Annotated in this window: 12 protein-coding genes and 1 other annotated feature; of the genes, 3 read left to right on the forward strand and 9 right to left on the reverse strand. The window is 44.5% G+C overall.

The window, feature by feature from the left end; all coding sequences use genetic code 11:
* The coding region (locus B9A22_RS25895; RefSeq protein ID WP_217806019.1) for a hypothetical protein at positions 1 to 384 on the forward strand (384 nt) is incomplete at its 5' end.
* A 79-nt stretch (positions 385 to 463) separates the two neighbouring features.
* On the opposite strand, the gene bfr is transcribed toward B9A22_RS25895, so the two are convergent.
* From bfr to B9A22_RS22010, 5 genes are all read right to left on the reverse strand, one after another.
* Positions 464 to 931 carry a bacterioferritin gene (gene bfr / locus B9A22_RS21995; RefSeq protein WP_084578097.1) on the reverse strand — a complete coding sequence of 156 codons (468 nt, stop codon included), beginning with the start codon at positions 929 to 931 and terminating at the stop codon, positions 464 to 466.
* Positions 932 to 1,088: 157 nt separating this feature from the next.
* Positions 1,089 to 2,411, reverse strand: a complete 1,323-nt coding sequence (locus tag B9A22_RS22000; protein WP_084578098.1) for a phenylacetate--CoA ligase family protein — start codon at positions 2,409 to 2,411, stop codon at positions 1,089 to 1,091.
* Between the two features lie 31 nt (positions 2,412 to 2,442).
* Positions 2,443 to 4,020, reverse strand: coding sequence for a sodium:solute symporter family protein (locus B9A22_RS22005; protein ID WP_084578099.1), 1,578 nt, complete (start codon positions 4,018 to 4,020; stop codon positions 2,443 to 2,445).
* A 148-nt stretch (positions 4,021 to 4,168) separates the two neighbouring features.
* A complete protein-coding gene (locus B9A22_RS26505; RefSeq protein WP_342747869.1) occupies positions 4,169 to 4,276 on the reverse strand; it encodes a symporter small accessory protein in 108 nt (35 codons plus the stop codon).
* 49 nt (positions 4,277 to 4,325) lie between these two features.
* Positions 4,326 to 4,625, reverse strand: a binding site (T-box leader).
* 140 nt (positions 4,626 to 4,765) lie between these two features.
* Positions 4,766 to 5,230, reverse strand: a complete 465-nt coding sequence (locus tag B9A22_RS22010; protein ID WP_084578100.1) for a DoxX family protein — start codon at positions 5,228 to 5,230, stop codon at positions 4,766 to 4,768.
* Between the two features lie 179 nt (positions 5,231 to 5,409).
* On the opposite strand from B9A22_RS22010, the gene B9A22_RS22015 reads away from it, so the two are divergent.
* Both B9A22_RS22015 and B9A22_RS22020 read left to right on the forward strand, forming a co-directional pair.
* A complete protein-coding gene (locus B9A22_RS22015; protein WP_084578101.1) occupies positions 5,410 to 6,363 on the forward strand; it encodes an NAD(P)-dependent oxidoreductase in 954 nt (317 codons plus the stop codon).
* A gap of 209 nt (positions 6,364 to 6,572) precedes the next feature.
* Entirely contained in the window at positions 6,573 to 8,486 is a 1,914-nt protein-coding gene (locus B9A22_RS22020; protein WP_084578102.1) for a sigma 54-interacting transcriptional regulator, read from the forward strand.
* 70 nt (positions 8,487 to 8,556) lie between these two features.
* On the opposite strand, the gene B9A22_RS22025 is transcribed toward B9A22_RS22020, so the two are convergent.
* From B9A22_RS22025 to B9A22_RS22040, 4 genes are all read right to left on the reverse strand, one after another.
* Positions 8,557 to 9,612 (reverse strand): 2,3-butanediol dehydrogenase, encoded by a 1,056-nt coding sequence (locus B9A22_RS22025; protein ID WP_084578103.1) that lies wholly within the window; start codon positions 9,610 to 9,612, stop codon positions 8,557 to 8,559.
* A 258-nt stretch (positions 9,613 to 9,870) separates the two neighbouring features.
* Entirely contained in the window at positions 9,871 to 11,472 is a 1,602-nt protein-coding gene (locus B9A22_RS22030) for a lipoyl protein ligase domain-containing protein (protein WP_084578104.1), read from the reverse strand.
* A 62-nt stretch (positions 11,473 to 11,534) separates the two neighbouring features.
* Positions 11,535 to 12,419 (reverse strand): radical SAM protein, encoded by an 885-nt coding sequence (locus B9A22_RS22035; RefSeq protein WP_084578105.1) that lies wholly within the window; start codon positions 12,417 to 12,419, stop codon positions 11,535 to 11,537.
* Positions 12,412 to 13,485 carry a radical SAM protein gene (locus B9A22_RS22040; RefSeq protein ID WP_084578106.1) on the reverse strand — a complete coding sequence of 358 codons (1,074 nt, stop codon included), beginning with the start codon at positions 13,483 to 13,485 and terminating at the stop codon, positions 12,412 to 12,414. Before B9A22_RS22040 ends, B9A22_RS22035 begins: the two co-directional genes overlap by 8 nt.
* Positions 13,486 to 13,497 lie beyond the last annotated feature (12 nt).

Genomic DNA, 13,497 nt, shown 5'->3' on the forward strand with positions numbered 1-13,497 from the left:
GCATTACTTTACATTGTTCAGTTTTCAGGGAACGACGTGCATGGATGCACTAGTGTCACGGACGTATCATGGATGATACGCTTTGTCCGGGACCGTGTTTGTTCGCCGCTTGTCATAATGGCGGAATATCATAATAGCATTTTTCGCTTATCGATGTCAATACTATTATTCATGTTAATTATTTCCGCCGCTGTTGGCGACTTTTATAGATTATCACATTCGTGCTATTATGTCAAATTGATTTTTTTTGTCCTGTTAGAAAGTATAACTTTCCGTCTGGATAAGGGCAACATCGGCTTCCGCTTTCGCAAAGGCTCGGCGCAAGCCGTGTTTTCTTTATTTTTTACTGCTGATGTCGGGATAATCCCCTACGCAAGATATTAATTTATCAGATGATTTACTCCTTGTCAATGTAAAAATATAAAAACACCCCTCCATATATTGGAAGGGTGCCGAAGGTACGTTATCTTACTTGTGTCGACAGGAATATCGGCAAAGTCATATGTGAAACCTGGTCTTGCAATTCTTCGATACTGTCAATATGGCGATCTTCATCAGTAAGGATTTCCTCAAGTATCTCACGGGTAGCGAAGTCACTGACCTCTCCTGCCAGTTTTATTGCTGCGTTGTAAGCTTCAATGGCGCCCTGCTCGGCTGCATGGTCGTACTCAAGTTGTTTAGGAATGTCACTGCCAATATGTATTTCTTTCAACTTAGAAACAATGGGTGTGCCTTCAAGGAACAAGATACGCGCAATTAATTTCTCGGCATGCTTCATTTCAGAAATAGCCCGGTGTTCAAATTGATTGTGGAGTTTCTCATAACCCCAGTTAGCACACATCTCTGAATGAACAATGTACTGGTTAATGGCGCTGAGTTCATCAGCAAGAAGAGAATTTAAGGTCTCAATTAATTGGGGATTTCCTTTCATTTGATCAAACTCCTTCCTGTTATGTACTTTTAGCTCAACCCTATGTCTAAGGTACCATTTTTATCCTATTAATGCAACAAAAAAATAATCATTCTTCTTTATCCTGTAGGACAGTCTCTTTCCGTCTGGATAAGGGCAACATCGACTTCCTCTTTCGCTAAAGCTCGGCGCAAGCCGTGTTTTCTTTACCTCTTAAATCGATAATTCTCTTTGCTTTTCCTTCTGAACGAGCGATAGTTCTCGGTTGCACCAATTTCACTGTGGCATCAATTGATAGAATGACCCTCAGCTTATGCCGAATCATATTCTGCAACCCTTCCAATTTACGGAAATCTTCTAATAGCGTATCATCGGCCAGCTCAACCATCACTTCCATCTCATCCAGGTAACCCTTCCTGCGAACAATGATATTGTAGTGGGGTCCAATTTCCCGGATACCCACTAATACGCTTTCAATTTGTGAGGGAAAAACATTGACGCCGCGAATTTTAAGCATATCATCAGTACGTCCTTGCACTTTTGTCATACGTACCAATGTCCGGCCGCATTTACAGGGTTCAGGATTAAGGCTGGTAATATCACGGGTCCGGTAGCGTAACAGCGGAAATCCTTCTTTGGTCATGGTGGTAATAACTAATTCACCTAACTCCCCGTAAGGCAGCGGCATGTCGGTTATCGGATCAATAATTTCTGGATAAAAGTGATCTTCATTAATGTGTAACCCTTCCTTACACTGACATTCTCCTGAAACACCAGGACCGATTAATTCACTCATTCCATAGTTTTCAACAGCGTCGATACCCCAGATACGCTCAATGACTTGGCGCATCTCTTCGGAACAGCCCTCGGCTCCGAACAGCCCCAACCGTACATTGAGCGACCGGGTATCTATGCCCATACTCTGGGCCGTTTCAGCAAGATACAAAGAATACGACGGTGTACTTACCAATATGGTTGTGCCAAAATCTTGCATAAGCATAATCTGTCGTTCTGTATTGCCTGTAGACGCTGGTACGATTGTAGCGCCAAGCCTTTCTAGTCCATAGTGCAAGCCAAAAGCTCCGGTAAACAGTCCATAACCAAAAGCTACCTGCGCGACATCCTCCTCCCGTGCACCGGCAGCGACAGCCAGACGGGTCACCATATCAGCCCATAATTCTATGTCTTGTTTGGTATAGCCAACCACAGTAGGCTTTCCGGTAGTTCCAGAAGAGGCATGTAAGCGTACGATTTTTTTGAGGGGTGAGCTAAATAACCCGTACGGGTAATTATTGCGTATGTCGTCCTTCGTAGTAAATGGAAGCAGACTAACATCTTGCAGAGAACGGATGTGGTTCAATCCTACACATTTATTGTCTAATGCCTGGCGGTAAAAAGGAACATTTTCATAAACTCGCTGTACTACATGGCGCAACCTGGTCAGTTGCACTTCCTCCATTTGTCTTCGATCCAGGCATTCAGCTTCTTTATCCCATATCATAAATATCTACCCCTTCTCCTAAGCTTTGTTTCTACTTCACGGTGACCACCTGTTGTACAGGCTGAGTCACTACACTTACCACAACAAGTACCAATGAACTTATTGGCAAGGTAATGACAAGCGGATCAATATATGTCCATGGCGCAACCGCCAATGTACTCACACCAAACAGTTTAAAACAGAGACCAAAAATTGCCGCTTCTCTCTCATGCATAAATAGCACTACCACTGAATAAACAATAGAGGCTGTTACCATGCTCCAGACTGCACCTTGCGGAGTTACTTTGGGCCAATAAAGTGCCGCTGTGTACATCGGCAAAAAGGCAGAGGTACACATCCCAAAAAACAGCGCAGTCGCTATAGCAATAACGCCCAGCGGCAACTGGAAAGCCAGTAAGATGGTGACTGCAAAACCAAACAGTGTGCCCAGCCGGGCAACCAACAACGTTTTTTTGTCACTCCCGCTGCGACTAGGGTTCAAATCATAGGAAACAGACGTGGAAATAATATGGAATTGACCACTCAATGTCGACATAGCCGCCGATAGCAATGTAAATAAAAATAGATATTTCAGCCATTCAGGCATTGCCTGGGTAATATATAACGGAATAATTTTGTCGATATTCGGAGCAGCACCACCAACTGCTGTAGCTGCCAAAGCAAGCTTGTCGGCATGTTCCATAAAATATACATTAGATAATGCCCCCACAGTATAAGCAACACCCGGGATAAACAGAATAAACAGCGCACCCACGCTTAGCCCTTTATATATATCTTTTGAACTGGCTACTGTCATAAACCGGACAGCCAGTTGCGGTTGAGCCAAGACACCGATGCCAACACCCAAAATTAGCGTGGATGTAACAAACCACCATAGCTCTGAGCCAAGCGCCGGCATAGCTGCCCAGCCTTGATGCCCCTTAGCTGCTAACGCAGGCGGAACAAGATGAGTAAGAGCGGTTAATTTAGTATGAGCCGCCGTAATTCCACCCAGTGATGTATACGTAAGGACAGCTAATGCTATCATTCCGACGATCATAATAACAGCCTGCATGGCGTCAGTATAAATAACCCCACGTAATCCACCGAAAAAAACGTACGCAAACACAATCACAGCAAATATAAGGACTGCTGAAGTGTAACTCATACTAAGAGCCTCTTCCATATAGCGTGCTCCGCCAATCATAACGGCAGCAGCATACAGCGGCATGGCCAAACTGATAACACCTGCCGCAAATTTCCGAATAAAGGGGGATTCAAAGCGAACACCCAAAAACTCAGGAAAAGTTTTTACCTGCAGCTGGTGGGCAAGTTTGCGAGTCTTGACTCCATAAAAAACAAAAGCGATAAATATACCTACTAAAATATTGCACGCCGTTAGCCATAGTAAACTCATCCCATAGACAGCTGCTACACCGCCAAACCCAACAATTGCTGAAGTTGAGATAAAGGTAGCTCCGTATGCCAAAGCCATTAATACCGGGTGCACATTTCCCCCTGCAATCATATAGTCTTTGGCTGACTTGGTATGCCTAAAGCCAAGATACCCAAGGAATGCGGTCATTCCTAAATATAGCACAAGCATTACATACAACAACTGATTATCCAATAAAATCTCCTCCCATCGCTTTATCCGATGACTAAGTCGCTCTAAGACTCCCGCTTCTACAAGCAGGAGTTAAGAGCGCCTAAGTCCCTGGATAAGGTCGACTAAACTTCAGTTGGGGTTAAAACCCCAACTGAAGCTAAGTCTATCTTTATTCCTCTTGGGTACTTTTCCACGCCGCATAGATAATACAAAGCGCAGCAGAGCCAAGGCAAGATAAATAGGCCAAAGCAATCCAGGGATCAGTTAGTCCTAACATCAGCAGTCACCTCCTGAAAAAAAAATACAAACTCCCGTCCCTTACGTATGTAAGGGACGGGAGTTCTACTTCCCGCGATACCACCCTTGTAGAGCTGATAAGCTAACCTGCTAACCAACTCCGCTCTGCAGAGTACGGGTAAGACACTCGCTTACCGATACCCCCTTCCTAATAACGGCGGAAGTTCCGACCACACCTACCAATTCCACTAACCCTGTTACGAGTTCTTGAAATCTTCAGCTAGCAACTCCGAGGTGTACTTCACGATTCAACCCCAGTCCGGGCTCGCACCTGCCGCCGGCTCTCTGAGCTGCAATTGAATGCTACTTCTCCTCTTCACAGTCTTTGGGATAGCTATATAACCAAATGTAATGATATTTCATTGATTCTGTATTATTAAAACAATATTGTTTCAATGAGTATAATATAGCAATACACCTGTATTTTGTCAAGCTGTTTTTCCTATAAAATCCCAGCTATTGTTCTTTGTTACCGTCTTTTGAAGATTCTCGCTGTAGATTCCTCAATACCCAAATAATGGTCTAAACTGTACTTGCCTGGTCCAATAAAAGCTGCACCAAAAAAGCTTAGCCCATCTTCCAAAGACTGAGAAGCTTTCTGCAGTCCTTTGCCATCCATCATCTGGCTAGTGAAGGCTACCAACATATTGCTAAACAGGAGAAAGCAGGCCGGACGATAAAATAGGCCAAGCGCAAATAATAATCCGCCCCCAAACTCGGCAAAGCTTGCCATGAACCCCCAAAAACCTGGGGCAAACTCAATCCCGAAGGTTCCCATGGCCTTGCCAAGCCCTGCCCATTTTTCAGTGCCGCCAATAATCTTAGGCCAGCCATGCCACATAAACATACCGCCTAAGCCAAGACGGAACAAAAGTAAAGCTAGATCTCGAAACCGAGAAAGTATCTGCGCAAATAGCTGCAAAAATTGTTTCATCTAAATCACGTCTCCTCTAAAGTTGGATGCCTTGATGATTTTTGCTATTTACAGTTTTCCTCCTTCCGCTTAAATTATCTACACTTTCGCCGGCTTCCTTAAACTGGCGAAAAAGTTGACAGGCCTCCAGTGGCCAAATATACTTAAAATTGTAAATGTTCTACATTAGGGGGTCAACTATGAAAACAGTCTTTCTAAACGCAGCCAAACTGGACTTTGACAACAAACTGGATTTTTCACAGTTAGCCAAACTTACTACAGTCACGAAATATGCTGCAAGCAGCGATCAGGAAATTCTAGAAAGAGTTAAGGATCAAAACATTGTTGTTACCAAAGAGCTCCCTGTGGGAAAAGATTTAATTCTCCAGTTCCCGCCCTCGGTTAAACTCATCTGCGAAGCCGGCACTGGCTATAACAATATAGACCTAGCCGCCGCCAGAGAAAAAAACATTACGGTCTGCAATGTTCCTGGCTACAGCACTGAAGCAGTTGCTCAGCTGGCAATCACCTTCATGTTAAGCCTAAGTGCCTCACTACCACAGCAGCAGCTTATGCTCAACCAGAAAAACTATGATAACTTTACCAAACACCTCATGGTGCCGCATTTTGAAATATTAAATAAAACTCTTGGCATCATTGGTTCAGGTAGCATTGGCCAGCAAGTAATTAAAGTCGCCCTTGCACTCGGTATGAATATCCTCGTATACAATAGAACACACAAATTATGGAACGACCCTAAAATCAAGTCTGTATCGCTCGAAGAATTACTCAAGCAAAGTGATTTTATTTCCTTGCACTGCCCACTCACTGCGGATACAAAGCATATCATTAATAAAGATAAGTTAAGTATAATGAAACCATCGGCGTTTGTTATCAACACCTCAAGAGGGGCTCTTATCAAAGAAACCGATTTAATCGAAGCCTTGCAAGCAGGAAAAATTGCTGGCGCAGGACTAGACGTACAAGACCCGGAGCCGCCAGAGCTAGATAATCCCTTATTTGCTATGAAAAACGTCATTCTCACCCCCCATATCGGTTGGAAACCATTCGAGGCGAGACAGCGGCTAATTAATATGATGGCTGGCAATATCGAAGCCTTTATTCAAGGAAAACCTGTCAATGTGGTAAGTTAATATTTACTAAGGAGCTGGCCTAATATTAGGTCAGCTCTTTCTTGTCTCCGGTATATTTATAACACCATTTTTACCAAGAGACATTGGATTGTTATCGCTGTTTATGCAGGACAAAACTACTTTTTGCAGAATAGTTAGATAAATATGCCTTATTTCTCAAAATCAAACAACTTTTTGGTCGTAACTTGAATTACTAGGGAGGCCAATAAATGACTAATACAAGTACCGTGAGATTACATGACCTCTTTGATCTTTTTTTTCTGCAAGATTTTCAGGACAATTTCGCCTTAAGTGTAGGCGTGGGTAGTTTGATAGAGGATAATCAGGGACAAGCGATCACTTGCCCTAGCTGCTTTTCCACGTTTTGCAGGGATATTATCAGAACGAGTCCTCTCGGCCTAAAGCGCTGCCAGGAGAACGATATGCGAGGAGCAGCAGAGGCACTGCGGACAGGTAAGCCCGCGGTATACCAATGTCACGCAGGCTTAATCGATTTTGCCGCCCCCATTATCCTTGAAGGCAAAGTACTTGGAACAATATTTGGCGGACAGGTTTTAACAGAAGAGCCCTGTGAAGATGGCTGCCGCAAACTTGCAAAAGAACTGGGTGTAAATCCAGACAGATATATAGCTGCCATAAAAGAAATCCCGGTAGTAACCAAAGAAAAAGTTCAAGCGACCGCTAAAGTCCTGTTCTCAGTTGCTAACACTTTGTCCAAGAACGCCTACCAAACATTGAAGTTAAAGGAAAACCACCGGGAAATAGTCTTGTCCTATAACCGTCTTGAGAATATATTCCATACCATGTCAGACGGCGTCTTGATCGTCGATGAACAAGGTATTATCAAACAAGTAAATGTAATAACCGAAGAAATTTTCGGAAGACCGGCTTCCGATCTGTTGAATAAATCTGTCAAAGAACTAATGGGCAGCGAGACTCCCTTTATCGAAAATGCTTATAGACACCAAACAGCTTACAATGATTTCGAAATATTTATTGATGCCAGCTTGGGGCGTCTCCACTGTATATCCTCCGGAAGACCGATAGTTGACGATGTGGGAATGACATCCGGCGCAGTTATTATTCTTCGTCCAATGAAAATTGTTCATAACCTGGTCAACCGCCTAAGCGGCGCTCAAGCGACCTTCCGGTTTGGTAATATTATTGGGCAGTGTCCCTCAATACTCAAGACTATTCAATTAGCCTCTCAAGCAGCAGCAGGAATATCAAATGTACTGATTGAGGGAGAAAGTGGTACTGGAAAAGAGGTTTTTGCTCAAGCCATCCATAATCAAAGTTCAAGGCGCAAAGGACCTTTTGTCGCCGTCAACTGCGGGGCAATTCCCCGTGAGCTAATGATAAGCGAATTGTTTGGCTATACAGAGGGCGCCTTTACCGGAGCTAAACGCGGAGGAAGACCGGGTAAATTTGAATTTGCTTCCGGCGGCACGATTTTTCTGGATGAAATTGGAGACACTCCGCTCGAACTGCAAGTTGCCTTACTTAGAGTAATCCAGGAACGAAAAATAACGCGTATGGGCGATAATAAAGTTATTCCTGTTGATCTGAGAATTATTTGCGCAACAAACAAAAATCTGGCCCAAGAAGTCGAGAAGGGTAATTTTCGTCAAGACTTATACTATCGTTTAAATGTCATATCCTTAAAAATTCCGCCGCTGCGTGAACGCCAGGAAGACATCCCGTTAATATTCAGCTATATGCTAAATACGATGGGTCGTGAGTGGGGACGAACCATTAAAAAAGTTGATCCTGAAGTTATTACTCTGCTTCAGCACTATCGTTGGCCGGGTAACGTTCGTGAGTTACAGAATATTGTGGAAAGAGTAATTAGTATCGCCGACGAGAATATCATCAAGCCTGAACACTTACCTGAACACCTTCTAAATCAAAAAGATTTGACTATTTGTCATCCTGATTTAACGGAAAATCCAACTCTATGTGCGAGAGAAATGATTAAACAGAATTTTAATAATAAGGAGCGCCAGCAAATACTTGACTTCTTGCTTGAAGCAAGTGGCAATATTAGTCATGCTGCTAAGACAATGGGGGTTGCTCGAAGCACTTTGTATCGAAAAATGCGCCAATATAATATATCCAATTAAAATCTTTCATAATGAATGTGGCCATAAGATGTATGTTGGTTCTCAACCTGCATCTTATGGCCACTTTATTTTAGAAGGGTTTTACTAAAATCTTGATGTTTTGTTCTTTCCGGTTTACTAACTCATCAAAACCTTTTTCCACAATGTCATCAATGCTTATTTTGCCGGTAATCAGCGGCGCAACATCAATCCTGCCGTCAGATACGAGTTGAATAGCCGGAGCGAACTCACCGTAATAGGCCAAAGATCCCATAACTTCCCTTTCCGTGAAAGACAAGGCATTGAAATTCAGCGATGCTGCTTTTTCAAATATGCCCACAATTACCACCTTTCCTGCGGAACGGGCAAGTTCTATGGCGATCGGCGCAGTTTTGTCACTACCTACACACTCAAACACTACATCTGCGCCCCCATTGGTAAGTTCTTTCACTTTTGCAATTACATCGACTTCTGTTGGATCCAGAACCGCTGTAGCACCAGCCTTTAACGCATATTCTTTCCTTGCCTTGGCTACTTCTACCGTATATATTTTACTAGCCCCGGCAGCCTTGGCACACATCAAGGTCGCAAGACCAATTGTTCCTGCCCCCATAATCACTGCGGTATCACCCTGCACTAACGGTGCCCGCCGGACGGCATGCATCCCAACCGCCAAGGGCTCAATAAGTGCAGCGACTTCGTAGGACATTTCGTCAGGAATCTTGTATATTGTATAGGCCGGTACATTTACATACTCTGCAAATGCCCCGTCATTCATTAGCCCGGTGAAGGCAAGTTTTTCACATAGACTGTAACGATTTTCTTTGCACCGCGGACATTCCCAGCATACCTGACAGGCATCTGGAGCAACCCGATCCCCAACTTTTACGTTTGTTACACCAGGACCAACTTCAACTACATCACCGGAAAACTCGTGACCGAGAATTATGGGAGCTGTCCCCCCGGTTAAGGCATGTGGCTTATCCACCGGAATAAAAATCGGACCTGCAAGGTATTCATGAAGATCTGAGCCGCAAATCCCACACCATTCTACCTTCACCTTAACCCAGCCTTCTTTCGGGCTCGGCGGCTCAGGAACCTCCATCACCCGCACATCTTTTTTACCATACCATACCGCTGCTTTCATCCAAACTCCTCCTTTTAATAGGGAATAATACAATGCATCCTCACAAACTTTACTTTTGCAATAAATATGCCAATATAAACCAGCCTATTTATCCGGGAAATCAATGAAAATGATCCAATATTTTGTACACAATATTAAGGTCTAAACATATGTTTGTCGTACTCTGTTCCATAATTATCCAAACTTGTAGCTCCACCGTACATCTATGCTACACATAAAAAAATACCCCAGGCATTAGGCCGGGATAGATAACATTTTTCAACTTGTAAGCTTTACCGAAACGTTGCTGTAGGTTAAAATCCCCTTCACGATCCGGCAAATAAGCGTCTTTTTTAATCTAGTCTGGTTCTCAAAACTCCCTTGATAAGCCTCTTGCTCTTTTCCAAGTTCATAGCAAGTACAGTTATCAACATTAATAAGTATACCAGGCAATCCAATTCGCTCGAAATCCTTGGCATGTTTGACCCAAAAAGACTCACAGCAAGTTCCGATGAAAACCTTACATCCACTCGTCTTTAGATTTTTCAACTTTTCTTCAAGCATCTCGTAGTTTTGGATAGTGATTGGTTCCAAGCCATACTCGTCTGCCAGTGTATAAGCGTCACCAATATCACATCTGCCACATCGTCCGCACCCTTCTCTATAGCGATACTGACAATTTATGTCTTTCGCACAATAAGGCACCAACAGCGGCGTTACTGCCTGTTCAAGAATATCTTGCTCTGCACAATCACCTGTTACCGTGATTTCGTTTAGCTCCTCAGGAGAGACGCCCCAATTAAGAAAGCATAGTTTGTTAAGAGCCCTGATGATTCCTTGGCAGAAGCTGTCCGGCATTAATCCAGGAACGAAAGCTTGCTGCTCCTTGAAACAATCACTCACTATTTTTCTTATTAATTCAGGGTTAGCTGCAGTACCGCACAATCCCGCCTCAAGTTTATCTACCAGTTGTAGGGGATACGCTTGGAAGTCTCCGGATATTTTTACAGTGTGAATCTTTTGCTGCTTAGCATCTATGGACATAGAAACAGTAATAGCAGCCTGCCCTTTTGAGGTATCCCGGAGTTGATAATGCTCTGGATAAGGAGCTTTAGATTGGCCCAAAACCCATTGTTGCGAAGTAATCTCACTATATGCCGCCGTAAAATGGCGCTCTTCAATTTCTTGTAGTTTCCCATAAGCTGCAGAAACAGCAAAAATCTCACACATACCTGCTGCAATCGCCGACTTGATTGTATCTAACGAGGGCAGCTCAGCAAGAAGCAACTCCAGACTGCCAATATTCTTTTTAAACAAATCAGCATCTTTATTTTTTAACTTTTCAGTAGGAATACGCAACGCACGTAGCATAGTATCAACGTTTATTGCGCTAACGCGAATATATCCTTGATAGAGGACTGCATTTCCATGCCGTGTTCCACCAAGCCAACCAATTTTACGCCCAGCCACTGCCAGGGCAGAAGGGTATTCAAATTGAGCATCTATCCCAAGTATTCTTAGACCCTGGATTATGGCCGAGGCAGTTTTCCTTGTCAACGCTTCTATTTGTTGCGCTGTAGCACAACCTTCGCTATACACTACGGTTTCCCAGGCCAGCGTAGATTCTTCCCAATAAGTTGTATTGCCACCTGTTAATCTGCGATTAATCTCAATAGACTGTTCTTGGCAGAAGCTTAATCGAACTTCTTGTTCGGCTATTTGATGATATCCAACCAAAACACAGTCAGAAGTAAATTGAAAAAAGCGTAGTGTATCGGGAATTAATCGCTCGTTACAAGCAATGAGCAGCGCTTTATCCAAAGCTATATTTTGGGCACATGTTCGGTATCCTGTGTCTATTAGCCGCCAAACTGGCTTCATCTTTCCATTCCTCCAAAAAATTAATCCCGGCTACGCCGTTCGAAGCCGGGATTCCTAGAAGATTAAGTCAACAAACCACAACAGGTTTCTTGATAGGTAACGTTATAGCCGAGCGAATGTACATAATCCACAGTTTCACGGGCTGGATAGGCAATAGCGTTAAAACCGGCTTCAACCGCCAACCGTTCTACTGTTCGGGCATAGGTCCCTGGTGGACGGGCACAGCCTAGAGCAATCGGGATATCTGGCAGCAGCTCTCTGGCAGTGTTAAAAATCTTGGCAACCGACTCGACCGCCGGGGGAACAACATCTCGCATTGGGGTACTCCGTAAGGGATTCAATAGTACTAAGACCAGACTTTCCGCCCCTTCAGCTGCGACCATATTAAGAGCTTCATATTCTCCTCGAATCTCACCATAATGAAGTCCGATGACAATATGCGGTGAAGCCTTCAGACCTGCAAGATGTGCTGCTCGCAAGCTGTTCTTATAGTCTTCAGGGATACGTGCCAGGTGATATACCTCGCGAATTGTAGCACTATCCCCAATTAAATCAAGGGCTACCCGCGTTACATCTGAATGAGCCAATATTTTTGCCATATCATCGGTCAGCAACCCAGGGTGAACTACGACCGACAAACCCATGCTGGCAACTTCTTTTAGTGCTCCGGCAAAACGCATTAACGGTACACTGCCGTCCTTACAGGCCCCACCGCTAATGAGCACACCGCGACAGTCCCGCCTACGTAAATCAGCGGCCAGTTCCACTAACAGCTCAGGCTCTGTAGCTGATAGCATGCTATTTAGCAGCTGTCCCTGGCAGTGTTCACAGCGGCATTGGCACTCGGAACCGGTTATACTTATGTTAACAAAAGAGTTTGCGCTATTTTGATATAAGCCATTGTCATAGTGCCGTACTCCTGGCGCATAGAACGCAATGTTAGTCATCCCAAATCTGTCCTTTAATGGTTTGTATATCACTATCTCCCGGCTGGAAAGGATAGTTTCGCAGCACAGGGCCCGGACGCTCATTTCCATACGGCCGGTTGCAAGCTACGCAGCCTTCCCGGTTAGGGCAGCCTGAGGTCATAAATGGCTGTCCTGCCGCTAGGTCGTCCCCCAGCAATGCATCCAACTGCTTGCCAAAACTAATTATTTTACCATGAGCATCAAAGCAAAGCTCATCTGCTGTAATTTGGTTTCGATTAAGCAGGTAGGCTGCCACTTGGATGCGCCGGTACTGACCGAGGGAGGGCGGTTTATGGTTACTTAATAAGCTGCCTGGCTCCGGGCAAAATGAAAATAGATGCGCCTGGGCGCCGTATTTATTGGCCTTTTGGATGGTTTGAACCATTGCTTGCTCAGTTTCACCCAACCCGACAATTAGGTGAACACTGACATAATCTTTGGCAAATACCTTAACCGCTTGTTCGATGGACTCCCAGTATGTCTCCCATCGATGCGGTCCTCCCACTGCCTGCCCTCGCGTAGCCGAGAATAATTCCGGAGTCGCAGCGTCTACCGCTATACCTACCCGGTCTGCACCGGCAGATTTGATATCCCTAAAAAAAGCACTTGCATCCTGCAGCATGGTAGGTGACGCCAATACGCTAATTGGCAAGGGGGTTGCGTCACTCAACCGCTTGACAATTTCTATGCAATCATCCGCTGCCTCGGGATGAGTAATCATGGAAATGCAAATACGGCCTAACCTCTGAACTTTCGCGGCAGCAGCCTGCGGCGGCCGCATCAAAATCTCTATTATATTTGACAGCTTGTATGCCGGCCACTTTACCCTGATGAAGGTGTTTTCATCAGGGGCAGCATGCCGTTCCCTCGCCAATCCGCAGTAACTGCAGTTGGCCCGGCATCCTTCTTGATATGTCATTAATAAATTCAAGCTTCCCGGATAGGCATTACGGTAAAAACTCCCTGGTTCCAGACCTAACGCCATAGCACCAGCCAAGCTGGTCTGCACATAATCCGGGCTTTCCAGTCTGCCAATATTGTCCATGGACCGGAACCC

Origin of the sequence: Sporomusa malonica, assembly GCF_900176355.1 — a bacterium.
In the GTDB taxonomy this organism is placed as follows: Bacteria; Bacillota; Negativicutes; order Sporomusales; family Sporomusaceae; genus Sporomusa; species Sporomusa malonica.